At 68.2% G+C, this 23,030-nt stretch carries 23 protein-coding genes and 1 tRNA gene; 15 read left to right on the top strand and 9 right to left on the bottom strand.

All coding sequences use genetic code 11. The features are described 5' to 3' along the window. The first annotated feature begins 63 nt into the window (after window positions 1-63). The 4 genes from OD997_RS06655 to OD997_RS06640 all read left to right on the top strand — a co-directional run bounded on the left by OD997_RS06655 (window position 64) and on the right by OD997_RS06640 (window position 4,698). Window positions 64-1,884, top strand: a complete 1,821-nt coding sequence (locus tag OD997_RS06655) for a Na+/H+ antiporter (protein WP_434330897.1) — start codon at window positions 64-66, stop codon at window positions 1,882-1,884. A 91-nt stretch (window positions 1,885-1,975) separates the two neighbouring features. Beyond that, on the top strand, window positions 1,976-2,896 hold the full coding sequence (locus OD997_RS06650; RefSeq protein ID WP_056312353.1) for a MetQ/NlpA family ABC transporter substrate-binding protein: 921 nt from the start codon (window positions 1,976-1,978) through the stop codon (window positions 2,894-2,896). Window positions 2,897-2,995: 99 nt separating this feature from the next. Next, a complete protein-coding gene (locus OD997_RS06645) occupies window positions 2,996-4,039 on the top strand; it encodes a methionine ABC transporter ATP-binding protein (protein ID WP_434330896.1) in 1,044 nt (347 codons plus the stop codon). Continuing rightward, on the top strand, window positions 4,039-4,698 hold the full coding sequence (locus OD997_RS06640; RefSeq protein ID WP_056312350.1) for a methionine ABC transporter permease: 660 nt from the start codon (window positions 4,039-4,041) through the stop codon (window positions 4,696-4,698). Before OD997_RS06645 ends, OD997_RS06640 begins: the two co-directional genes overlap by 1 nt. Here OD997_RS06640 and OD997_RS06635 read toward each other — a convergent pair. Both OD997_RS06635 and OD997_RS06630 read right to left on the bottom strand, forming a co-directional pair. Further along, the gene (locus OD997_RS06635) at window positions 4,685-5,608 is read right to left on the bottom strand and encodes a pseudouridine synthase (protein ID WP_434332350.1); all 924 of its coding nucleotides are present in this window, start codon (window positions 5,606-5,608) and stop codon (window positions 4,685-4,687) included. The genes OD997_RS06640 and OD997_RS06635 overlap by 14 nt on opposite strands. 18 nt (window positions 5,609-5,626) lie before the next feature. Next, window positions 5,627-6,121 (bottom strand): MarR family winged helix-turn-helix transcriptional regulator, encoded by a 495-nt coding sequence (locus OD997_RS06630; RefSeq protein WP_434330895.1) that lies wholly within the window; start codon window positions 6,119-6,121, stop codon window positions 5,627-5,629. A gap of 71 nt (window positions 6,122-6,192) precedes the next feature. On the opposite strand from OD997_RS06630, the gene OD997_RS06625 reads away from it, so the two are divergent. The 6 genes from OD997_RS06625 (at window position 6,193) to OD997_RS06600 (ending at window position 11,770) form a co-directional block, all read left to right on the top strand. Further along, a tRNA-Gln gene (locus tag OD997_RS06625) sits at window positions 6,193-6,264 on the top strand. A gap of 1 nt (window position 6,265) precedes the next feature. Further along, window positions 6,266-7,696, top strand: coding sequence for a bifunctional UDP-N-acetylglucosamine diphosphorylase/glucosamine-1-phosphate N-acetyltransferase GlmU (glmU, locus tag OD997_RS06620; protein ID WP_434330894.1), 1,431 nt, complete (start codon window positions 6,266-6,268; stop codon window positions 7,694-7,696). 9 nt (window positions 7,697-7,705) lie between these two features. Continuing rightward, entirely contained in the window at window positions 7,706-8,740 is a 1,035-nt protein-coding gene (locus OD997_RS06615; protein WP_056513449.1) for a ribose-phosphate diphosphokinase, read from the top strand. Between the two features lie 85 nt (window positions 8,741-8,825). After that, a complete protein-coding gene (locus OD997_RS06610) occupies window positions 8,826-9,293 on the top strand; it encodes an FMN-binding protein (RefSeq protein WP_434330893.1) in 468 nt (155 codons plus the stop codon). Between the two features lie 17 nt (window positions 9,294-9,310). Further along, window positions 9,311-10,168, top strand: coding sequence for an FAD:protein FMN transferase (locus tag OD997_RS06605; RefSeq protein ID WP_434330892.1), 858 nt, complete (start codon window positions 9,311-9,313; stop codon window positions 10,166-10,168). A gap of 27 nt (window positions 10,169-10,195) precedes the next feature. Continuing rightward, the gene (locus tag OD997_RS06600) at window positions 10,196-11,770 is read left to right on the top strand and encodes an FAD-dependent oxidoreductase (RefSeq protein ID WP_434330891.1); all 1,575 of its coding nucleotides are present in this window, start codon (window positions 10,196-10,198) and stop codon (window positions 11,768-11,770) included. A gap of 202 nt (window positions 11,771-11,972) precedes the next feature. On the opposite strand, the gene OD997_RS06595 is transcribed toward OD997_RS06600, so the two are convergent. After that, window positions 11,973-13,445 carry a sensor histidine kinase gene (locus OD997_RS06595; protein WP_434330890.1) on the bottom strand — a complete coding sequence of 491 codons (1,473 nt, stop codon included), beginning with the start codon at window positions 13,443-13,445 and terminating at the stop codon, window positions 11,973-11,975. Between the two features lie 26 nt (window positions 13,446-13,471). Then, window positions 13,472-14,200 carry a response regulator transcription factor gene (locus OD997_RS06590; RefSeq protein WP_042540306.1) on the bottom strand — a complete coding sequence of 243 codons (729 nt, stop codon included), beginning with the start codon at window positions 14,198-14,200 and terminating at the stop codon, window positions 13,472-13,474. Between the two features lie 164 nt (window positions 14,201-14,364). Here OD997_RS06590 and OD997_RS06585 point away from each other — a divergent pair, with 164 nt between their 5' ends. Both OD997_RS06585 and OD997_RS06580 read left to right on the top strand, forming a co-directional pair. Then, complete coding sequence (locus tag OD997_RS06585; RefSeq protein ID WP_434330889.1) at window positions 14,365-15,837, top strand: ABC transporter permease; 1,473 nt, start codon at window positions 14,365-14,367, stop codon at window positions 15,835-15,837. 67 nt (window positions 15,838-15,904) lie between these two features. Beyond that, window positions 15,905-16,630: an ABC transporter ATP-binding protein gene (locus OD997_RS06580; protein WP_434330888.1), complete on the top strand. Its 726-nt coding sequence runs from the start codon at window positions 15,905-15,907 to the stop codon at window positions 16,628-16,630. A gap of 56 nt (window positions 16,631-16,686) precedes the next feature. On the opposite strand, the gene gndA is transcribed toward OD997_RS06580, so the two are convergent. Continuing rightward, window positions 16,687-18,135: an NADP-dependent phosphogluconate dehydrogenase gene (gndA, locus tag OD997_RS06575; protein ID WP_434330887.1), complete on the bottom strand. Its 1,449-nt coding sequence runs from the start codon at window positions 18,133-18,135 to the stop codon at window positions 16,687-16,689. A gap of 124 nt (window positions 18,136-18,259) precedes the next feature. Continuing rightward, a complete protein-coding gene (locus tag OD997_RS06570) occupies window positions 18,260-18,385 on the bottom strand; it encodes a hypothetical protein (RefSeq protein WP_256381367.1) in 126 nt (41 codons plus the stop codon). Between the two features lie 222 nt (window positions 18,386-18,607). On the opposite strand from OD997_RS06570, the gene OD997_RS06565 reads away from it, so the two are divergent. Continuing rightward, the gene (locus OD997_RS06565) at window positions 18,608-19,216 is read left to right on the top strand and encodes a 50S ribosomal protein L25/general stress protein Ctc (protein ID WP_434330886.1); all 609 of its coding nucleotides are present in this window, start codon (window positions 18,608-18,610) and stop codon (window positions 19,214-19,216) included. Between the two features lie 119 nt (window positions 19,217-19,335). Then, window positions 19,336-19,917: an aminoacyl-tRNA hydrolase gene (gene pth, locus OD997_RS06560; protein ID WP_434330885.1), complete on the top strand. Its 582-nt coding sequence runs from the start codon at window positions 19,336-19,338 to the stop codon at window positions 19,915-19,917. A 42-nt stretch (window positions 19,918-19,959) separates the two neighbouring features. Here pth and OD997_RS06555 read toward each other — a convergent pair whose 3' ends face one another. After that, a complete protein-coding gene (locus OD997_RS06555) occupies window positions 19,960-20,724 on the bottom strand; it encodes a hypothetical protein (RefSeq protein WP_434330884.1) in 765 nt (254 codons plus the stop codon). Window positions 20,725-20,748: 24 nt separating this feature from the next. Next, entirely contained in the window at window positions 20,749-21,753 is a 1,005-nt protein-coding gene (gene trpS, locus OD997_RS06550) for a tryptophan--tRNA ligase (RefSeq protein ID WP_120493997.1), read from the bottom strand. Window positions 21,754-21,810: 57 nt separating this feature from the next. Here trpS and OD997_RS06545 point away from each other — a divergent pair, with 57 nt between their 5' ends. Continuing rightward, window positions 21,811-22,143, top strand: a complete 333-nt coding sequence (locus OD997_RS06545; RefSeq protein WP_434330883.1) for a hypothetical protein — start codon at window positions 21,811-21,813, stop codon at window positions 22,141-22,143. 36 nt (window positions 22,144-22,179) lie between these two features. On the opposite strand, the gene OD997_RS06540 is transcribed toward OD997_RS06545, so the two are convergent. Next, a complete protein-coding gene (locus tag OD997_RS06540; RefSeq protein ID WP_434330882.1) occupies window positions 22,180-23,022 on the bottom strand; it encodes an exodeoxyribonuclease III in 843 nt (280 codons plus the stop codon). Window positions 23,023-23,030 lie beyond the last annotated feature (8 nt).

The following is a 23,030-nucleotide window of genomic DNA, read 5'->3' as shown; positions in this document are numbered from 1 at the left end:
TGGGCGGGGTTCGATGCCATCCGGGATCGCACAGCTTGATCCTGCGGTACCCGGGAGGTTCAGATGGAAGGACTCGAGGTCACCGTCCTGATCGGACTCACGATCCTCGTGGGAACGCTGCTCGCGCCGAGAGTGCGCCTGGCGCTGCCCCTGGTGCTCGTCATCATCGGTCTGCTGCTCGGCTTCGTGCCGCAGCTGCGCGAGATCCAGCTCCCACCCGAGACCGTATTGCTGCTGTTCCTCCCGGTGATGCTGTTCTGGGAGAGCCTGACGACGTCGCTGCGCTCGATCCGCCGTGACTTCCGGTACATCCTGCCGATGAGCACGGTGCTGGTCGTCGCATCAGCCTTCGCCGTCGCGGGAGTCGGACTGCTGTTCGGGATGCCGTGGGAGACCGCCCTCATCCTCGGTGCGGCGGTCGCCCCGCCGGATGCGACAGCCGTCGCCGCACTCGGCCGGCTGCTGCCGCGCCGCATGTTCATGAAGCTCAAGGCAGAGAGCCTGACCAACGACGGCACCGCGCTCGTGCTCTACGCGATCGCCGTGTCGCTCGCGCTCGGCGGCAACATCACACCGCTCTCGGTGACGATGTCGGTGCTCACCTCGTACGTCGGCGGCATCGCGGCCGGTGTCGTGATCGCGGCGCTCGGCTACCTGCTGCTGCGTCGCACCTCGTCGACGATCGTCATCAACGTGACGCTGCTGCTCATCCCGTTCTCCGCCTTCCTGCTCGCCGAGATCGTGCACGCGTCCGGAGTCCTGGCAGTCGTCGTCGCCGGTCTCATCGTCGCCTACGTCTCGCCGAGGGTGACCACGGCCTCGTCGCGCAGGCAGGCCGACGCGGCCTGGCCGTTCGGGGTCTTCCTCCTCAACGGAGCCCTGTTCGTGCTGATCGGGCTGGAGGTGCAGTTCGTCGCGCACGAGATCTCGGCCGCGGCGATCGGACGCCTCGTGCTCATCACCCTCGGGGTGTGGGTCACGCTGCTGGTCGTGCGCTATCTCTTCCAGGTCATGAACATCCTCTTCCAGCGCAGGATCACCCCCCGCCCGTCCACGGGTGCGCGAGCGCGCTCGATGGCGGTGTCGACCGTCGCGGGAATGCGAGGAGCCGTCTCCCTCGCGATCGCGCTGTCGGTCCCTGCGGCGAGTGCGACCGAAGGTGAGATCGCCGGCCGCGACGAGATCGTCTTCGTCACCGCGGGCGTGATCATGCTCAGCCTGCTCGTGCAGGGGCCACTCCTTCCCGCGATCGTGCGCTGGGCGCGGTTCCCCGTCGATCACAGAGAAGACGAGGAGTACGAGCTCGCAGAGCGCGCCATCTCGGGAGCGGCACTCGCGGCCCTCGACGACCTCGCGGCAGAGCACGGCGTCGGGCAGGAGATCCGCGACAAGGTGCGCGCCGAGGGCTACCAGATGCTCGAGTTCTCGAACGCGCGCGCACTGGCCCGTGAACAGGCGATCGTCGACGCCGAGGCGCAGGCGCTCGACGTGCTGCTCGACGAACCGGATCCGCTGGGCAGCGGGAACACGATGTCCGAGGCGGCCGGTGACGGCGAGGCGAGCGACGGCGGATCGGATGCGGCGCAGACGGTGCTGCGTCTGCCGGATGCCACTCGCATCGACGCCGACGGGGAGAGCCCCGAAGGCGAGGTCAGGACCCTGCAGATGCTCGCCACGTCGGTCGACGTCGACGTCATGCAGCGCTCGCCGCTGCTGCGGCACGAAGAGCACACCCGCCTCAAGCTCGCGCTCATCGACCGCAAGCGCGAGGTGCTGCTCGGGCTCCGCAGAGAGGGCACGGTCGATGATCTGGTCGTTCGCCGCATCGCGGCGCGGCTCGACCTCGAACAGGTCCGGCTGCAGGGCATCGAGGAGTACGACTGAGAGCTGTGACGCTCTGTGACACTCGATTGTCGCGCGCGGCGTCGCGCTGCCTAACGTATTCGAGTCCCCCAAGAGAGGAACCCGAACACACATGTCCATCACAGCATCCCGTCGGACCACGTCCGTCATCGCCGCGCTCGCCGCGGTCCCGCTCTTCGTCGCGCTCGCAGGCTGCGCGACGGCATCCTCCGACGCCGGCTCCGGCGGCGGCGACTCCGAGAACGAGACCGTCAAGATCGGCGTCGTCGGCAAGGGAGACGCGCAGTGGGCTCCTTTCGTCGAGGCAGCCGCTGACGAGGGCATCACGGTCGAGCTCGTCGACTTCGGCTCGTACGAGCAGCCGAACCCCGCACTGACCGAGGGCGAGATCGACCTCAACCAGTTCCAGCACATCGTGTACCTGGCCGAGTACAACAGCGCCTCGGGTTCCGACCTGACGCCGATCGGCTCGACCGCGATCTACCCGCTGGGGCTGTACTCGAAGAAGTACGACGACGTCGACAGCATCCCCGAGGGCGAGACCGTCGCCGTTCCGGATGACGCGTCGAACCAGGCCCGCGCACTGCTCGTGCTGCAGTCGGCCGGTCTCATCGAGCTGAAGAGCGGCGGAACGATCTTCTCCGACCTCGCCGATGTCGACACCGACAAGTCCAAGGTGAAGGTCACGGCCCTCGAGGCCGCCCTGATCCCCACGTCGCTTCCCGATGTCGCCGCGGCGATCATCAACAACGACTTCGTAGAGGACTCCGGTCTGACCTTCGACGACGCGATCGCGCAGGACGACCCTGAGGACCCGAACGCGCTGCCGTACGTGAACATCTTCGCGTCGCGCGCCGAGGACGCCGACAACGAGACGTACCTCAAGCTCGTCGAGATCTTCCAGACGAACGAGGACGTGCAGGCCGGTCTGATCGAGTCGTCGGGTGACACCGCGGTTCCGCTGCAGACGCCGGTCAAGGACCTCGTCGCCTCGCTGAAGAAGGTCCAGGAGGACACCGAGGCCAAGAAGTAGGACGACCGGGTGCCAGACACCCCCGTCCGATGAGGGAGAATCGGGTGGCGCTTCGTGCGTCACCCGATTCTTCGTTCCCGAAGCAGACCGGAGCACCACATGCCGATCGTCACCCTGACGAACGTCTCGAAGACCTACCCCTCCCGCACCCGTGAAGACGCCGAGGTCGTGGCCGTCGACGATGTCACCCTCTCGATCGAGAAGGGCGATGTCTTCGGCATCATCGGCTACTCCGGCGCGGGCAAGTCCACCCTCGTGCGGCTGATCAACGCGCTCGAACCCGCGACCGGTGGAACCATCACGGTCGACGATGTGGACATCACCTCTCTCCGTGAGAGCGAGCTGCGCAAGGTCCGCGGGGGGATCGGCATGATCTTCCAGCAGTTCAACCTGTTCGCCTCGCGCAGCGTCAAGGCGAACATCGCGTATCCGCTCAAGCTCGCCGGCTGGTCGAAGGCCGACATCGAGACGCGGGTCGCCGAGCTCCTCACCTTCGTCGGTCTCGCCGACAAGGCAAAGGCCTACCCCGAGCAGCTCTCCGGTGGTCAGAAGCAGCGCGTCGGCATCGCCCGCGCGTTGGCCACAGGGCCCGCCATCCTGCTCGCCGACGAGGCCACCAGCGCGCTCGACCCGCAGACCACGCACGAGGTGCTGGATCTGCTCAAGCGGGTCAATCGGGAGCAGGGCGTCACAATCGTCGTGATCACCCATGAGATGGACGTCATCCAGACCATCGCCACCAAGGTCGCGGTCATGGAGAACGGTCGCGTGATCGAGCAGGGCGATGTGTTCGACGTCTTCTCCGCCCCGCAGAACCCCGCGTCGCAGCGCTTCGTCGGCACGGTCGTCAAGGGCATCCCCTCGCCGTCCGAGCTCGGCGTGCTGCGCGAGCGGCACCGAGGCCGCCTCGTCACGTTCTCGTTCCGCGACGGCGACTCCTCGCAGGCGCAGGTGTTCCTCGACCTCGCGGGCGCAGGCCTCGACTTCGAGCTCGTGTACGGCGGGATCAACGACATCCGCGGGCGGGCCTTCGGCCACCTCACGCTCGCGATCCGCGGCGAGAGCGCCGTGATCGACCGCACACTCGGGGAGATCTCGCAGCGCGTCGAAGTCACCGAGATCGCCGGAGAGGAGGCGCTCTGATGGATCGTCTGAACGAACTGTGGCCCGAATTCTGGAAGGCCGCGCTCGAGACCCTCTACATGACGTCGTTCGCACTCGTGCTCGGCGGCATCCTCGGTCTCGCGATCGGTGTCATCCTCTACGTCAGCCGCCCCGGCGGGCTCGCGCAGAACCGACCCGTCTCGGTCGTCGCGAACCTCGCCGTGAACTTCTTCCGCCCGATCCCGTTCGTGATCTTCATGGCCGTGGCTCAGCCGTTCGCCCGCGTGGTGGTCGGCACCGGCATCGGCACCACGGCCGGCGCGTTCATCATCGGTCTGGCCGCGGCCTTCGCGATCGGCCGCATCGTCGAGCAGCACCTCGTCTCGGTCTCACCCGGAGTCATCGAGGCCGCCCGCGCGATGGGTGCCGGCCCCTGGCGCATCCTCTTCACCGTGGCGATCCCCGAATCCCTCGGACCGCTGATCCTCGGATACACGTTCATCGTCGTGGCGCTCATCGACATGACCGCGATGGCCGGTCTCATCGGCGGCGGCGGTCTCGGAGCGTTCGCGCAGATCTACGGCTTCCGCCAGTTCGAGCCGCTCGTGATGTGGGCGGCCATCGTGCTGATCGTGGTGTTCGTGCACCTGGTGCAGATGCTCGGCACGCGGCTCGCGCGCAAGATCATGCGCCGCTGACAGGCGCTTCCTGCAGCGTGCGCGTCGTGGAGAACACCCTCGGCGCGCCGCTCAGCGGATCCACGAAGTGCAGCTCGCGAGCGAGCAGCTGCATGGGGTGATCGAAGTCGTCCGGCCGCTCGCCGCGCAGCTCGGGGTAGAACGGGTCGTTCAGGATGCCGAGGCCCAGGGCCGCGAGGTGCACCCGCAGCTGATGCATCTTGCCGCTGTGCGGGCGCAGCAGCGTGTGCACGACGCGATCGTCGGCATCGAGGACCTCGATCAGGGTCTCGGCGTTCGGCGCCCGCTCGTCGTCGACCTGGACCTTCAGCTCGTTGCGGAGCTTCACGATGTGGTTGCGGTAGACGAGGGGGTATCGCGACGCATCCCAGTCGACCGGACGCGCCGAGACCGCCTCATAGACCTTCTGCACCTGCCGGGTCTCGAAGAGCAGCTGGTACGGGCCTCTGGTGGCCGGACGCGCCGAGAACATGAGCACCCCGGCGGTCGCCCGATCCAGGCGGTGGATGGGTGCGAGCTCGTCGTTGCCGAGCAGATTGCGGAGGCGGATCAGCGCGGAGTTCTGCAGGAACTTCCCGCCGGGGATGGTCGGCAGGAAGTGCGGCTTGTCGATGACCACCAGGTCGTCGTCCTGGTGGATGACCTCGATCTCGACGGGGAGCCGGGTCTCGACGGGAGGATCACGGTAGTACCAGATGAACTCCTCGACGCCGAGGGGAGTGTCCCGGTTCAGGGGAGTGCCGTCGCGAGCCACGATCTCGCCGCGATCGAACCGACTGAGCAGGCCCTCGGGATCGAGGTGGAAGAAGCGATCGATCATGTAGGCGCCCACGGTCGGCCACTCGCCGCTCATCGGGACGTGCAGGCGCGTGGCGCCGACGCCGTCGCGCACCGGAAGAGGGGAGAGCATCGCCATGTCGTCAGCCCCTCACGCGTCGAAACTGAGGCTGAGCTTGCGCAGCAGCCCGGCGAGGCGGTCGCGGTCGCCCTTGGACAGGGCCTGCAGCAGGTCGTCCTCGACATCGACGAGACGCGTGATCGCGGCATCCACTCGGATCCGCCCGTCATCCGTGAGCGTGACGAGCACGCTGCGTCCGTCGGCCGGGTCGCCCTCGCGTCGCACGAAACGACGTCCGACCAGCCGGTCGATGCGGTTGGTCATGGTGCCGCTCGACACCAGCGTCTGCTGCAGCAGCTGCTTGGGGGAGAGCTGGAACGGCGCTCCGGCGCGGCGCAGAGCCGAGAGCACATCCCACTCCCAGGCCTCCAGGTCGCTGCGGCGGAAGACGTCGCGCCGAGCGCGGTCGAGCAGTCGGGTCAGCCGGTCCATTCGCGACAGCACCTCGAGGGGTGAGAAGTCGAGGTCGGGGCGCTGGGTGTTCCAGGCGCCGACGATCCGATCAACCTCATCAGCCTCTGTCATCCGTCCATTATCGCCGGTAGCACGCAGGCGGACGTGGCAGACTTGATCCGCGGCTCCCTCGAGGGCCGCGGTCCGCCGTGGTGTAATGGCAGCACGACAGCCTTTGGAGCTGTTAGGTCTAGGTTCGAGTCCTGGCGGCGGAGCATGACTGGGAACAATCTCGCGATCATCATCCTCGCCGCAGGCCAGGGAACGCGCATGCGCTCGCGCCTGCCCAAGGTGCTGCACCCGATCGGGGGGCGACCGCTCGTCGGACACGTCCTCACGACTGCCGGCCGGCTCGAGGCCTCCCACGTCGAGGTCGTCGTGCGGCACGAGCGCGACCAGGTCGTCGCTGCTCTCGAGGCCGACTACCCGGACGCGATCTTCATCGACCAGGACGAGGTGCCCGGCACCGGACGCGCCGTGCAGGTCGCGGTCGACGCCCTTCCCGCATCCTTCGACGGAGATGTCCTCGTGCTCTCGGGCGACTGCCCGCTCGCGGATGCCGATACGTTGCGCTCGTTCCTCGACGCGCACCGGGAGGCGGATGCCGAGGCGACCCTGATGACCGCGGTCGTCGACGACCCGAACGGCTACGGCCGCGTCATCCGCGACGCCGAGGGCGGCGTCGACCGCATCGTCGAGCAGAAGGACGCCAGTGCGGACGAGGCGGCTGTGCGCGAGATCAACGCCGGCATGTACGTGTTCCGCGTCGGCACGCTGCGCAAGTACCTCCCGTCCGTGGGCGTCGACAACGCTCAGGGCGAGATGTACCTCACGGACGTGCCCGGGCTCCTCCGCCGCGACGGCAGCCGTGTCGCGGCTTCCGTCGTGTCCGACGTCACGGTGACATACGGCGTGAACGACCGCGCGCAGCTCGCCGAGGTCGGCCGACTGCTCAACCGCCGCATCGTCCGCCGCTGGCAGCTCGAGGGCGTCACCGTCATCGACCCGGCGACGACGTGGATCGACGACGACGCGACGCTCGCACCCGACGTGACGATCCTCCCGAACACGCACATCCTGCGTGCCACGACGGTCGCCGAAGGCGCGATCATCGGACCGGACACGACGCTCGTCGACTGCGAGGTGGGCGAGGACGCGATCGTCCGCCGCACCGATGCCACCCTCGCCGTGATCGGCGCGGAGGCCACGGTCGGACCCTTCTCGTTCCTCCGCCCCGGCACCGTGCTCGGCGCCAGAGGCAAGATCGGCGCCTACGTCGAGACCAAGAACGCCGAGATCGGCGAAGGCAGCAAGGTCCCGCACCTGTCGTATGTCGGGGACGCGACCATCGGCCGCGGAGTCAACCTCGGAGCGAGCACGATCACCGCGAACTACGACGACGTGAACAAGCACCGCACCGTGGTCGAGGACGAGGTGCACACCGGGTCGCACACGACTCTCGTCGCGCCCGTTAGGCTGGGAGCAGGCGCCAAGACAGGTGCCGGCGCCACGGTCCGCAAGGACGTTCCCGCCGGTTCCCTTGCCATGAGCGTCGCCCCTCAGCGCAACATCGAGGGTTGGGTCGAGAAGAACAGGGCAGGCACGGGCGCGGCAGACGCCGCAGCCCGATCCCGAGTGGCGGAATAGGCGAAAACGATGGCGCGCAAGAAGAAGACTGTCGATCTGGACCGGGACAACGGCATCGCCCCCGGGCTCGTCGCCAAGACCAAGAAGCGGCTCGTGGTCGCGGGGGGTCGATCGCACCCCGAGCTCACCGCCGCGGTCGCCGCGTCGCTGGGCACCGAGGTCGTGCCCACCGAGCACCGTACGTTCGCGTCGGGCGAGATCTACGCCCGGTTCGACGTCTCGATCCGAGGGTGTGACCTCTTCCTCATCCAGACGTTCGGCGAGCCGGTGAACGAGTGGCTCATGGAAGCGCTCATCATGATCGACGCCGCGAAGCGCGCGTCGGCCAAGCGCATCACCGTCGTCGCCCCGTACTATCCGTATTCGCGTCAGGACAAGAAGGGCCGAGGCCGCGAGCCGATCAGCGCCCGACTGGTCGCCGACCTGCTGAAGACGGCCGGGGCCGACCGCGTGATGAGCGTCGACCTGCACGCAGCTCAGATCCAGGGCTTCTTCGACGGTCCCGTCGATCACCTCTTCGCCAAGCCCGTGCTGCTGGACTACTTCGAGCGCACGCTGAGCGCGGAGGATCGCAAGATCCTCACCGTCGTCTCTCCCGATATGGGTCGTGTCCGCGTCGCCGACACGTGGTCCGACAGCCTCGGTGCGCCGCTGGCCATCATCCACAAGCGCCGCGACCCGAAGGTCGCCAACCAGGTCTCGGTGCACGAGATCGTCGGAGCCGTCGAGGGACGCACCTGCCTCCTCGTCGACGACATGATCGACACCGGTGGCACCATCGTCAAGGCCGCCCAGGCGCTCAAGGCCAACGGCGCGCATCGTGTGATCGTCGCCGCGACGCACGCGATCTTCAGCGACCCGGCATCCGAGCGCCTCCAGGATGCATCGATCGACGAGGTCGTGATCACCGACACGATCCCGCTGACCGAGTCCCGCCGCTGGGACAAGCTGACGATCCTCCCGATCGCTCCGCTTCTGGGCCGCGCGATCCGCGAGGTCTTCGAAGACGGATCCGTCACGAGCATGTTCGGCGGCGACGCGTAAGCAACTCATATATCGGGCACAGCCCGCGCATAGATCATGTCCCTACGGTCGAATCAACACATCGATCAAGGCCGGGAGGACCATCATGATCCGCACGACTGTACCGACTTCTGTTCGCAAGGGCGCAGCTCTCGCCGGCGTCGCAGGACTCCTCGTCCTCGCGGGATGCTCCGGCACCGCTGACGCCGAAGACCAGTCCACCGACACCGGGACCGACACGAGCACCGAATCGACCGATTCGGGCGCGGCTGCCGGCGACTACGCCGACGGCACCTACACGGCCGACGGCTCGTACCAGACGCCCGAGACGGTCGAGTCGATCAGCGTGACCCTCACGATCGCCGACGGTGTGGTGAGCGAGGTCGAGGTGACGGGCGACCCGAAGGCCCGCGAGACCGAGCAGTACCAGGGCCAGTTCATCGAGGGCATCTCGGATGAGGTCGTGGGCAAGTCGCTCGATGAGCTGAACGTCAGCCGCGTCGCCGGCTCGTCACTCACCAGCGGCGGGTTCAACGAGGCCGTCGACTCGATCAAGGAGCAGGCCGCCGCCTGAGGCGCCCTGACACGGCCATGGCGATCTGGCGCTTCGACGCGATCGGCACGACCTGGGAGATCGAGACCACGAGCGAGCTCGGCTCCGACGATCGGCAGTCCGTCGGTGCCGAGATCGATCGGTTCGACCGCGAGTGGTCCCGGTTCCGCGAGGATTCGGCGGTCACCCGCGTGGGGCGTGACGGCGGAAAGATCTCGTCGCCGGATGCCGGGGCGATGCTCGACGCCTACCTCGAGCTCTCGCAGGCGACCCGCGGCGCGGTCAATCCGCTCGTCGCCGACAGCCTCGCAGCGCTCGGCTACGACGCGTCGTACTCGCTCGTCGCGGGTGATCCGATCGCCGCACCTCGGGCCTGGACCGAGCGCCTGCGATGGACGGAGGGCGAGGCCACGGCATCCGCTCCCGCACTCCTCGACGTGGGAGCACTCGGCAAGGGCCGCCTCGTCGACATCGTGACCGATGCGCTCGCCGACGTGCCCGGTGATCTCGTCGTCGACGCGGGCGGTGACATGCGGGTGCGCGGCAGCGCCGTGCGCGTCGGCCTCGAGCATCCGTACGATGCGAGCAAGGCGATCGGTGTCATCGAGCTGCAGGATGCGGCGCTGTGCGCTTCGGCGGTCAACCGCCGCGCGTGGGGCGAAGGCCTCCACCACGTGCTCGACGCTCGCACCGGAGTTCCCGTGCGCACCTGGGCCGCGACCTGGGCGATCGCGCCTGCGGCGATGAGGGCGGATGCCGTCGCCACCGCGCTCTTCTTCGACGGCGGCCCCGAGCTCGCAGCATCGTGGGGCGTCGAATGGGTGCGGATGTCGACGGACGGCCGCGCCGAGCGCTCGCCCGGATGCCCTGCGCAGCTGTTCACCACCCGCCCCTGAGTGCTCGAAGTAGGGAAGAGTAGACCCGTGATCACCTCCATCACCGCCCTGCGCCAGCGCGTTCTCGCGCTGCTCGGCGGCATCTCGATGTACCGCCTGGTGCTGTTCTCGCTGCTGACGCTGGCCCTCATCGCCCTCGTGCTGTCGGCGCTCGGGGTGATCGTCTCGCCCGCACCGCTCGAGATCATCGCCTCGTTCGTCGTGCTCGCGGTCGTGATCTCGCTCGTGGATGCGGCGGCGCAGCGAATCCTGCGGCTGCCCTGGCGCATCGAGTCCTCGCTCGTCACCGCGCTGATCCTCCTCTTCGTCCTGCGCCCGGGCATCGAGCCGACGGCGCTGCTCGGGCTGGCGATCGCCGGCGCCGTCGCCAGCCTGTCGAAGTATCTGATCGCCTGGCGCGGGCGGCACATCCTCAACCCGGCGGCTTTCGGCGCCGCCGTGGTGTCGATCCTCGGTTCCTTCGGAGCCTTCGAGTGGCTCGGCACGTCGTCGTCGTGGTGGGTCGGAACACCGTCGCTCTTCATCCCCGTCCTGCTCCTGGGGCTCGCTGTGCTGTGGCGCACCGAGAAGGTGCGCATCGTCGTGGTCTTCCTCGTCGTCGCGGTCGCCGTGTCGCTGCTGCGGCAGGCGGTGCAGGCCCAGGAGTTCGCGATCGGGTTCGACCTCGGCTCCGCTTTCTCGTTCGCCGTGCTGCAGTCACCGTTCCTGTTCCTCGGGGCGTTCATGCTGTCGGAGCCGCTGACCCTGCCCCCTCGTCGCTGGCAGCAGTTCTCCGTGGCGGCGCTCGTCGGCGTGCTCGCCGGGTGGCCGATCGAGGTCGCCGGGCTCTTCACCCTCGGCCAGGAGCGTGCGCTGCTCATCGGCAACCTCCTCGCGTTCGCCTTCGCGCTGCGGGGGTCGGTGCGCTTGGTGCTCGAGAAGCGTCAGTTCATCACTCCCACGGCGCAGGAGCTCACCTTCCGTGCCAAGGGAAAGGTCCGCTTCCTTCCTGGCCAGTACCTGGAGCTTGACGTGCCGCATCACCGGCCGGATGCCCGAGGCACCCGCCGCGAGTTCAGCATCGTCTCGGCACCCGCTGACCTCCCCACACTGCGCATCGCGTACAAGGACGGCGATCAGAAGCATCCGTCGAGCTACAAGCGTGCGCTGGCCGCCGCAGAGCCGGGAGCCGCGCTCGCGGTGACCGGAACCTGGGGAGACTTCCTGCTGCCGCGCGCCGAGACACCTGTACTGATGGTTGCGGCCGGCATCGGTGTGACGCCGTTCGTGTCGCAGCTGCGTCAGCTGCAGCTGACGGGGCAGCAGCGGGACGTCGTGCTCGTCTACGTCGCATCCGACAGCTCGGAGCTGGCGTTCCGTGACGAGCTCGCCGCGACCGGCGCTCGGGTCGTGGTCTTCACCCGTGACGAGCCGGCAGACCTTCCCGCGCAGTGGACGTGGGCGCAGGGCGCCCGGCTCGACGCCGCAGGGCTGGAGCGCTACGTCCCCGACCTCGGTGCGCGCCACTCGTTCATCTCCGGCCCGCCGCGTCTGATCGCCGATCTCGCGCCGGCTCTTCAGAAGGCCCGGTCGCTCACGACCGACGCATTCGCTGGATACTGAGTCGGGCCGAGTCCGGTTCTGTGGGCCGGGGTGCACTCCCGTACCGGAACTCCATGCGGGAATTCCCGTGCCGGAACTCCGGTGCGGGGCCACTTCCGCACCGGAATTCCTCTGTGGGATCACTTTCGCACGTGAACCACCCGGTCCCGGTGCGAAAGTGGCCCCGCATAGGCAGGGAGAGCCGCGCGATCAGTCCGCGACGTCAGTCGGTTGAGGCCTGAGCCGGGCTGATCGGGAGGCGCACGGTGAACGTCGTGTCTCCGGGCTCGCTCGCCACGGTGATCTGGCCGCCGTGGCCTTCGACGATCGCCTTCGCGATGGCGAGTCCGAGACCCGTGCCACCGGTCTGGCGAGCACGCGAGCTGTCACCGCGTGCGAAGCGGGCGAAGAGCTCGTCGCGCACCCCGGGGTCGATGCCGGGGCCGTCGTCGTGCACGCGGAGCACGGCCTCGTCGCCTTCGCGGCTCACGCTGAGCGTGATCGAGGTGCCTGCCGGGGTGTGGGTCCGCGCATTGGCGAGGAGGTTCGCGACGACCTGATGCATCCGTCCGGCGTCGCCGATGATGACGATCGGCTCTTCGGGGGCCTCGATGTTCCAGTGATGATCGGCGGCGGTCGGACGCGCGTCCGACAGCCCTTCCAAGGCGAGCTGCGTGAGGTCGACGGTCCCGTGCACGAGCTCTCGTCCCTCGTCGAGGCGGGCCAGGAGCAGCAGATCCTCGACCAGGCTCGTCATCCGGAGCGACTGGGCCTGGATGCGCTCGAGCGACGTCGTGGTGCCATCGATCGCCGCCTCCCCGCCCTGCTGCTTCAGAGCGCGCAACGACAGCTCGGAGTATCCGCGGATCGACGACAGCGGCGTGCGCAGCTCGTGGCTCGCATCGGCGACGAACCGCCGCATCCGCTCCTCGTTCTGCTGGCGGGCGGCCAGCGAGGTGTTCACATGGTCGAGGAGGGTATTGAGCGATGCCCCGACGAGACCGGTCTCGGTACGAGGGTCGGCTTCGGCTGCCGGCACGCGTTCGGTGATCTGCACTTCGCCTCGGTCCAGCGGCTGGTTTGCGACACGGGTGGCGGTCGCGGCGACGGCTCGCAGCGGTCTCAAGCCGACGCGGATCGTGATGGCCGTCGTCAGCGCGAGGAGGATCAGACCGCCGATCGTCGCGAGGGCGATCACGGTGAGAAGCGTCGTCAGCTGATTCTGGATCTCTGTGCGGGGCAGGCCCGTCGCGACGTTGACGCCGTTGGGCGCCTGCTGAACCACCACCAGGTACGAGCCGAAGTCGTCCAGGGTGACCGTGCCGCTCGGGCGTCCGTCGAGCGCTGTGTTGATGCGTTCGAGATCGGCGCTGGTGAGCGTCTGAGAGACCCCGCTCAGCTCGCCTTTCGTGTCGGGGAAGACGACGCCGCTCGTGCCTCCCTCTGTGCTCGAGACTGCGAGCAGGATCCCGGGCACACCGGGGTTCCGCTCGGCGAGGATCGTATCGATGTCCGCGAACTGCGCAGGCACCTGGCTGACCCACTTGGTCACCTGAAGCGAGTAGCTGTTCAGTCGCACTTCGAGCTGTCGTTCGAGGGTTCCTCCGAGCAGCGCACTGGTGATGACGGCGACGATCACGAGGATGAGCGAGACGAAGCCGATCACGGCTGTCATCAGCCGGGTCTGCAGGCTCATCGGCCGTCGCGTCATCCTCGTCGAGCTCACTGAGGCGCCTTGATCATGTAGCCGACGCCTCTCACGGTGTGCAGCAGAGGTGTGCGTCCGGCGTCGATCTTCTTGCGGAGGTATGAGATGTACAGCTCGACCACCGACGATTTGCCGCCGAAGTCGTAGCTCCAGACACGGTCGAGGATCTGCGCCTTCGACAGCACGCGGCGCTCGTTGCGCATGAGGTAGCGGAGCAGCTCGAACTCGGTCGCCGTCAGCTCGATCTCGGTGCCGTCGCGCACGACCTCGTGGCTGTCCTCGTTGAGGGTCAGGTCGGCGACGCGCAGGATCGACTGTCCGTCGTCGGCGGTCGCGTGGCCGGTGCGGCGGATGATGGCGCGCAGGCGGGCGATGACCTCTTCGAGGCTGAAGGGCTTCGTGACGTAGTCGTCCCCTCCGGCGGTGAGGCCGGCGACGCGGTCGCCGACGGCATCCTTCGCGGTGAGGAAGAGCACCGGAACCAGGCTGCCGGATTCGCGCAGGCGGCGGAGCACGGCCATGCCGTCGAGGTCGGGCATCATGATGTCGAGCACGAGAGCGTCCGGCTCGAACTCGCGTGCGACCTGAAGGGCTTCGAGACCGGATGATGCGGTGCGCACCTCCCAGCCCTCCATGCGCAGTGCCATCGCGAGCAGATCGGTGAGCATCTGCTCGTCGTCGACGGCGAGGATGCGCAGGGGCGAGCCGTCGGGGCGGCGCAGTTCGGGGAGATCGGAGCTCATGAGTACATTCTGCGGAATCACCTATGGGGTTTCTATGGATTCCGCTATGCGTCTCCTGTGAGATGCCCACCGCATAGGTTTCTCATCATTCCTCCCTCGATGTCGCAAAACTGCGCTCCTTAGCGTCGTGATCGGCCTGCGAACGGCGCGGCGTAAGGAGACACATGTACGGGACATATCTGCGGCGAGAACTGTCGGGCCGCAAGAAGCAGACGTGGATCGTCGCGATCGGACTCGCGATCGCGATCGCTCTCGTGATCATCGTCAACGCCCTCACGGCGGGAGTGCGCGATGCGCAGGCACAGGCTCTCGAGTCGGTGTACGGGGTGGGCACCGACCTCACGGTGACCGGTGCCGCGGCAGAACCGGGGGAGGGTGGAGGGCAGCGCTTCGACTTCGGATCCGAGGACGGAGCCACCGACGGAGACACGACGACCCTCAGCCAGTCGACGCTGATGACGGACTTCATGCGCGGGACGCTCGAGGCGTCCGTGCTCGACACCGTCACCTCGACCGACGGCGTGACCGCGGCATCCGCGGCGCTCAGCCTCACCAACTCGACGTTCTCGGGCGAGCTTCCGAGCGGAGGATTCGGCGCGCAGGACGGCGCGACCGAGGGAACCGCACCGACCGAGGGTCAGGCTCCTCCTCAGGGCGGCACGGATGGTACCGGCGGCGGTTCGTTCGGCGTCGACTCGTTCACGGTTCTCGGGATCGACCCCGCCGTGACGTCCGTCGGGCCGCTCGCATCCGTCGCGATCAGCGACGGCCGTGCTCTCGACACCGATGACGCCGGGGCCCTCGTCGCCCTCGTCGACGCCACCTACGCGACCACGAACGAGATCGTAGTCGGCGACGCCATCGACGTCGCGGGCTCCGACGTCGAGGTCGTCGGCATCGTGGCATCCACCTCCGACTCCGCAGACACCGCGGCGAACGTGTATCTGCCCCTCGACACGGCGCAGGAGCTCTCCGGTGCCGGAGACGTCATCTCGACCGTGTACGTGCAGGCGGAGTCCGCATCGTCGATCGACGCGGTGCAGGCGGCCCTCGCGGAAGAACTGCCCGATGCGACGATCACCTCGCAGTCCGAGCTCGCCTCGACCGTCTCGGGTTCGCTGTCCAGTGCCACGTCGCTGATCACGAACCTCGGCACCTGGTTGTCGATCATCGTGCTCGCCGTCGCGGTGCTGCTGTCGGTGCTGCTCACCCTGTCGGGTGTCTCCCGCCGCACCCGCGAGTTCGGCACCCTCAAGGCCATCGGCTGGTCGAACGGGCGCGTCGTGCGCCAGGTCGCCGGTGAATCGATGGTCCAGGGCCTGATCGGAGGCGTGGTGGGACTCGCGCTCGGGATCGCCGGAATCGTCGTCATCAACCTCGTGAAGCCGACGGTCGCCGCTGCCGCCGCCGGCAACGCGGAGGGCGGGCCCGAGGGAATGGGCGGCGGCCCCACGGGAGGAGGCGGCATGTTCCAGACCCAGCAGGCGGCCGACATCGTGCTGCAGGCGCCGTTCACCCCGTGGGTGCTGGTCGCCGCGGCCGGCCTCGCAGTCCTCGGCGGCCTCGTCACCGGAGCGTTCGGAGGCTGGCGTGCCGCGCGTCTCAGCCCGGCCGAGGCCCTGCGATCCGTCGCCTGACGGACTCGCGCACGCACGTCACGCACGTCACAGACAACACGCACGTCACAGACAAGGAGACACGGACATGACATTCGCAGATATCGCTCCGGCCGCGAACGGCACGGATGCCACGGCACCCCTGTACCGCGCACAGGGTGTCACGCGCACCTACACGCAGAAGGGGCGCACGGTGAAGGCGCTCACCGGCGTCGACCTCACCATCCACCCCGGTGAGTTCGTCACCATCCAGGGGCCCACCGGCGGGGGCAAGTCGACCTTGCTGCAGATGCTCGGTGCGCTCGACAAGCCGTCGTCCGGATCGCTGAGGCTCGGCGACATCGAGCTGGCATCGGCATCCGCGCGTGAGCTCAGTCGCATCCGCGCCGAGGAGATCGGCTTCGTCTTCCAGGGGTTCAACCTGATCCCCACGCTGACGGCGGCCGAGAACGTGGACATGGCGCTCGAGCCGGCCGACCTGAGCCGCGCCGAGCGGGCGACTCGTGTCGCCGAGGCGCTCGCTCACGTCGGGCTCGCCGACCGCGGCGATCACCTGCCCACCGAGCTGTCGGGCGGTCAGCAGCAGCGTGTGGCGATCGCGCGGGCGGTCGTGAAGCGGCCCCGCGTGCTGCTCGCGGACGAGCCCACGGGCAACCTCGACGAGAGCATGCGCGATGAGATCCTCGCCCTGCTCGAGGGGCTGTGCGCAGAAGGCATCACGATGATCGTCGTCACGCACGACTCGGCGGTCGCCCGCCGCGCCACCAGGCGCCTGCGGCTGGCGAAGGGGACGGTGCAGGACATCACCCGATGAGACATGACGAAGGCCCCGGCGGAATCGCCGGGGCCTTCGTCATGTCCGAGACGCGCTCAGTGCGTGTCTTCGGCCTCGATCTCGGTGCGGTCGCCCGACCACTGCGTGTGGAAGGTGCCCGGCTTGTCGATGCGCTTGTAGGTGTGCGCTCCGAAGAAGTCGCGCTGCCCCTGCACGAGGGCGGCGGGGAGGCGGTCGGCGCGGATGCCGTCGTAGTACGACAGCGACGACGAGAACGCCGGAGCCGGGATGCCGGCCTGTGCCGCCGCGACCACGACCCGACGCCACGGCGCCTGAGCGCGCGTGATCGCCTCGGTGAAGTACGGAGCGGTCAGAAGCACGGGGAGGCCGGGCTCTGCCGCGTACGCGTCGGCGATGCGGTTGAGGAACTGCGCGCGGATGATGCAGCCTCCGCGCCAGATCTTGCTGATGGCGCCGAGGTCGATGTTCCAGCCGTACTCGGCAGCGCCCGCGCGGATCTCGTCGAAGCCCTGCGAGTAGGCGACGATCTTCGACGCGTACAGCGCGAGACGGACGTCTTCGATGAAGGCGGCCTCGTCGGTGACGGAGAACGCGTCGTCGGGGCCCGGGAGCGAACCCGCGACCTCGCGCTGCTCGGGGTGCGACGACAGCGAGCGGGCGAAGGTGGCCTCGGCGATGCCCGAGACGGGGACGCCGAGCGAGAGCGCGGTCTGCACGGTCCACGCGCCGGTGCCCTTGGCGCCGGCCTGATCGAGGATGACGTCGACGAGGGGCTTGCCGGTCTCGGCGTCGACCTGGCGGAGCACCTCGGCGGTGATCTCGATCAGGTACGACTCGAGCTCGCCCTTGTTCCACTCGGCGAAGATCTCGGCGATCTCGGCGGGGGACTTGCCCGTGCCGCGGCGGATGAGGTCGTAGGCCTCGGCGATCAGCTGCATGTCGGCGTACTCGATGCCGTTGTGCACCATCTTGACGAAGTGTCCTGCGCCGTCGTGGCCGACGTGCGTCACGCACGGCTCGCCCTCGGCGACGGCGGCGATCGACTTGAGGATCGGGCCGAGGGTGATCCAGGACTCGTCAGAGCCGCCGGGCATGATCGACGGGCCGGTGAGAGCGCCCTCTTCGCCGCCGGAGATGCCGGCGCCGACGAAGTTGATGCCGGTCTCGCGAACGGCCTTCTCGCGGCGGATGGTGTCGGGGAAGTACGCGTTGCCACCGTCGACGATGATGTCGCCCGGCTCGAAGACCTCGACGAGCGAGTCGATCACGGCGTCGGTCGGGCCGCCGGCCTTGACCATGATGATCGCGGTGCGCGGCTTCTGCAGCGAGTCTGCGAACTCCTGGTACGTCTTGGCGGCGACGAAGCCGGCCTCAGGGTGCTCGGAGACGAGGGTCTCGGTCTTCTCGTAGCTGCGGTTGAAGATCGCCACCGTGTTGCCCTCGCGGCTGGCGAGGTTGCGGGCGAGGTTCGACCCCATGACGGCGAGTCCGACGACTCCGATGTTCGCTGATGCTTCGGGCACAGATGGCTCCTAGATCGAGAAGAAAGGGATGCATCCAGATTATCGCGACGTCAGGGGTGCTTCTCCCGTGTGTCGCAGGAATGCGTTCCTCGCGAGCGTGCGGCGACCGCCCGACCCGGAGGGATCAGTCCTTGCGGTAGCCCGAGCGGCCGAGCGAGAAGAGCGCGGCGAACGTGAAGCCGGCAGCGCACACGGTCATGGCGCCGATGAGCCAGGCGATCGCGTGGGAGAAGAAGACGCCGTCGAGCATGAGAAGAACTCCGTGTTCTGCAGAGAGGGATCGGTGTCCACAGCCTACCGGCTCATCCGGTATCATGAGAGGAGTACCTCGGCGAGGGATGCTTCTGCGCGTGCGCTGGCATCCGTTATCGACGCGGCGAAGCAAGCCGGTGGCTTTCCTCACGTGTCTGCGTTCGAGAACAATTCCAAGACCACCGCGTAGCTGTCGCTGCGTGCCCCGAAGGAGAACCCCATGTCTGAAGACACCAAGGTCAAGGCCGAGCTCCGCGAGAGCTTCGGCAAGGGCTTCGCCCGTCGTCTGCGCGCTGCAGGCAAGATCCCCGCCGTCATCTACGGCCACGGCACCGACCCCGTGCACGTCGCACTGCCGGGCCACCAGGTCTCGCTGATCATCCGCCGCGCCAACGCGCTGCTCGAGCTCGACATCGAGGGCACGCCTCAGCTCGCGCTGGTCAAGGACGTCCAGAAGGACCCTGTGCACCAGATCATCGAGCACATCGACCTGCTCGTCGTGAAGAAGGGCGAGAAGGTCGCGATCGACCTTCCCGTCATCGTCACCGGTGAGCCCGCTCCCGGCACGATCGTCAACCAGGACGCGAACACCCTGTCGATCGAGGCAGAGGCCACGCACCTCCCGCAGAACGTCGAGGTCTCCGTCGAGGGTCTCGAAGACGGCTCGCACATCACCGCCGCCGACGTCAAGCTCCCCAAGGGCTCGACGCTGCTGACCGACCCCGAGGTCCTGGTCGTCGCGATCTCGATCCCGGCGGAGGAGTCGCTCGAAGAGGACGAGGCCGGAGCCGACGAGGCTGCTGCCGAGGAGGCGCCCGCCGCGGAGTGATCTCCGCAGGCGCAGCGCACAGCTGACTGCATCACAGAGGGGGCGCGAGCAGATCGCGCCCCCTCTGTCGTATTCTGACTCGGGAACCGCACGGTGCCCGCATCCGAGAGGACGAGGACATGGCATCCACCTGGCTCGTGGTGGGGCTCGGCAACCCCGGCCCGCGATACGAGGCGACGCGGCACAACATCGGCCAGATGGTGGTCGACGAGCTTGCTGCACGGCGAAACGAGAGCTTCCGTGAGCACAAGGGCGGCGCGCGCGTCGTCGAGACCTGGCTGCGGCCGGGGGGAGACAAGCTCGTGCTCGCCAAGCCCAACACGTTCATGAACGTCTCCGGCACGCCTGTCGCCGCTCTGGCGCGCTTCTACTCGGTGCCGGCCGAGCAGATCATCGTCGTCCACGACGAACTCGACATCCCCTTCGACTCGGTCAAGCTCAAGACCGGAGGTGGGCACGGCGGACACAACGGGGTGCGCGACATCGCCCGAGCGATCACCACGCCCGACTTCCCGCGCGTGCGCGTCGGCATCGGGCGACCGGTCGGGCGGCAGGATCCTGCCGACTGGGTGCTCTCGCCGTTCGGCAAGGACGAGCGCGCGAACCTGCCGATCCTCGTGTCGGATGCCGCGGACGCCGTCGAGCTGCTCGTCGCCGAGGGGCTGCTGGCAGCGCAGCAGAAGCATCACGCTCCACGCTGACACCCCACGCGATCCTGGGGTCGGCGGATCGAGGGCGACCGGCTAGGGCAGGAAGCCCGTCGCGGTGCCGGTCGAGACGGCGACGAAGAGCACGACCCAGAAGATGATGGGGCCGAGCACGGCGACGACCAGAGCACCGATGCCCGCGCCGCGGGCCTGCTTCTTGCGGATGGCGAGGATGCCGATCACGATCGCGGCGATGCCGAGGATCGTGCCGGTCCAGAACGAGAGCTCGGCCCACAGCACCTGATCGCGTGCGGGGGAGAGGATCGACAGGAAATCGGGATCCGTGGTGTCGAGTCCGCCGGGGATCCGGCGTCCGATCTCGAACCCCGCGATTCCGGCGACGATCGGAGTGACGACAGCGGCGACGATCGCGAAGATCAGAGCGAGGATGCCGAGGAGCCCGGACTTCTTCTGCTCCATCTCCGGTGCCTGGTACGCGCCGGCCGGAGTCGCGTAACCGCCGACCGGCACCTGGTATGCACCGGGAGGGGCTGCCTGGTAGACCGGGGCACCGGGCTGGCCCGCGGGAGGAGAGGCGGGGTACACCGGGCTGCCCGCCGGAGCGGGAAATGTCGGTGCCGTCGCGGCTGCCGGAGGTCCGGCCTGGTACGACGGCGGGGCAGGCTGGTACGACGGCGGTGCGGCCTGGTACGCGGGAGGTGCGGGCGGTGCCGGCGGAGCCGGAGCGTAGGCAGGAGGCGCGACAGGCGGCTGCTGGTCAGCGGGCTGGGGCGCAGCGGGCTGGGGTGCCGGTGGCACGGGAGGAACGGCACCGGACGGGGGCAGCTGCGGATCAGTCACGCCCCCATCCTATGGCCGGTCGTGTCAGATGCGACGAAGCAGACCGACCCGGTCGTACACGGCGGCGAGAGTCGCGTCGGCGACGGCGTCGGCCTTGGCGGCGTTCGCGGCGAGGATCCGATCGAGCTCTGCGGGGTCGTCCAGGAGCTCGAGTGCGCGGGCGCGAACCGGCTCGAATTCGTTCACGACGACCTCGGCGAGACCCTTCTTGAAGTCTCCGTACCCGCGACCGGCGTACTCGTCTTCGATGGCAGGGACCTGGCGACCCGACAGGGCAGCGTAGATCGTGAGCAGGTTCGAGACACCGGGCTTGTTCTCCCGGTCGAAGCGCACGGAGCCCTCGTTGTCGGTGACGGCCCGCATGATCTTCTTCGCGGACTTGGCCGGGTCATCGAGCATCCAGAGCACACCCGCATCGCTCTCGGCGGACTTCGACATCTTCGACGTCGGATTCTGCAGATCGTAGATGCGCGCCGTGTCCTTCTGGATCACGGGTCGGGGCACGACGAAGGTCTCTCCGAAGCGCGAATTGAACCGCTCGGCGAGATCACGGGTGAGTTCGACGTGCTGCTTCTGGTCGTCGCCGACCGGCACGACGTCTGTCTGATAGAGCAGGATGTCGGCGGCCATCAGGACGGGGTAGGTGAACAGGCCGACGCTCGTGGCATCGGCGCCGTAGCGCGACGACTTGTCCTTGAACTGCGTCATCCGCCCGGCCTCGCCGAATCCGGTGATCGTGGAGAGGATCCAGGCCAGCTCCGCGTGAGCGCGCACGTGCGACTGCACGTAGAGCGTCGACAGGGACGGCTCGATGCCTGCGGCGATGTACTGCGCGGCGGTGCGGCGGGTCTTCTCGCGAAGCTCCGCCGGGTCCTGCGCGACGGTGAGCGCGTGCAGGTCGACGACCGAGAAGTAGGCGTCGTAAGAGCTCTGCAGATCCCGCCACTGCAGGAGCGCTCCGATGTAGTTGCCGATCTGCAGAGAGTCGGCGGAGGGCTGCATTCCTGAGTAGAGGCGAGGTTTCGTCACGGTATCAATCCTATGGGGGTGGTGGTGGTGCGCGAGCCTGCGGGGGAGACTCGCCTCATGACGACTGCCCCTGAAGCCGCCGGCGCCCCAGGGGAGCGTCGCGATGTGCTCTCCCGCATCATCGGAGTGGTCCTCACGGTGCTGTTCGGGCCGCCGTTCGTGCTTCTCGCGTGGATGGCTCTGAGCAGCCGGTTCGGCTGGACGAGCGGCGACCCGCACGGTTACGGGATGATCTTCGGCACGTTCCTGGCGCTTGTCACCGGCATCCTCGTCGCGATCGCTGTGCCGCTCGTGCTCCCCCGCGCACGCCGAGGAGCTGCATACCTGTGGAGCATGCTCGGCTACCTTGCGGTCGCCGCGGGACTGATCGTCGCGCTCGTCACTGCCTGATCGCTCCGAAGCGGCAGGCGTTCGATGCGTCGGCCGTCAGTACGTGTAGTCGACCACGACCGGTGCGTGGTCGCTCCACCGCTGGTCGTAGGTCGCCGCGCGAGCGACGTGGTACGCGGTCGCGCGCTCTGCGAGCGCGGGGGTGGCCAGGTGGTAGTCGATCCGCCACCCTGAGTCGTTGTCGAAGGCCTGGCCGCGCATCGACCACCAGGTGTACGGCCCCTCGACCTCGCCGTGGAATGCGCGTCCGACGTCGATCCAGCCGAGTCCGGTGCCGCGGGTACCGTCGACGCCCTCGACGGCCTCGCCTGCTGTACCGAGGAATCGGTCGAAGTAGGCGCGCTCTCGGGGCAGGAATCCGGCCTTCTTGCGGTTGCCACGCCAGTTCTTGATGTCGAGCTCGCGGTGCCCGACGTTCAGATCGCCCGTGACGAGGGCGAGCGCACCGTCGGAGTCGCCGAGCTCGGCGAGCCGTACGCCGAACGCGTCGAGGAACTTCCACTTCTCCTCCTGCTTCGGAGTGTCGGCCTCGCCGCTGTGCACGTAGGCGCTGACCACCGTGAGCGGACGGTCGCCGATCTGGAAGTCGGCCTCGATCCAGCGGCCCTTCGAGTCGAAGTCGGCGTCGCCGAAGTCGGTGCGGGAAGCGATCGCCGGCACGCGGCTCGCGATCGCCACACCGGCGCGACCCTTGGCCGTCGCCTCGTCGTGCACGAAGGTCCAGCCGGGAAGCGCGGCCTCGAGGTGCTCGTCCTGCCCGCGCACCTCTTGCAGGGTCAGGATGTCGACGTCGGCGGCATCGAGCCAGCCGCTCATGCCGTTGCGAGCCGCCGCTCGGATTCCGTTGACATTGACCGAGGCGATACGCAGATGAGGCATACTCACCA

It is taken from the genome of Microbacterium sp. CGR1 (assembly GCF_051062835.1).
GTDB lineage: Bacteria > Actinomycetota > Actinomycetes > Actinomycetales > Microbacteriaceae > Microbacterium.
This window is presented reverse-complemented; position numbering and strand designations above follow the sequence as displayed.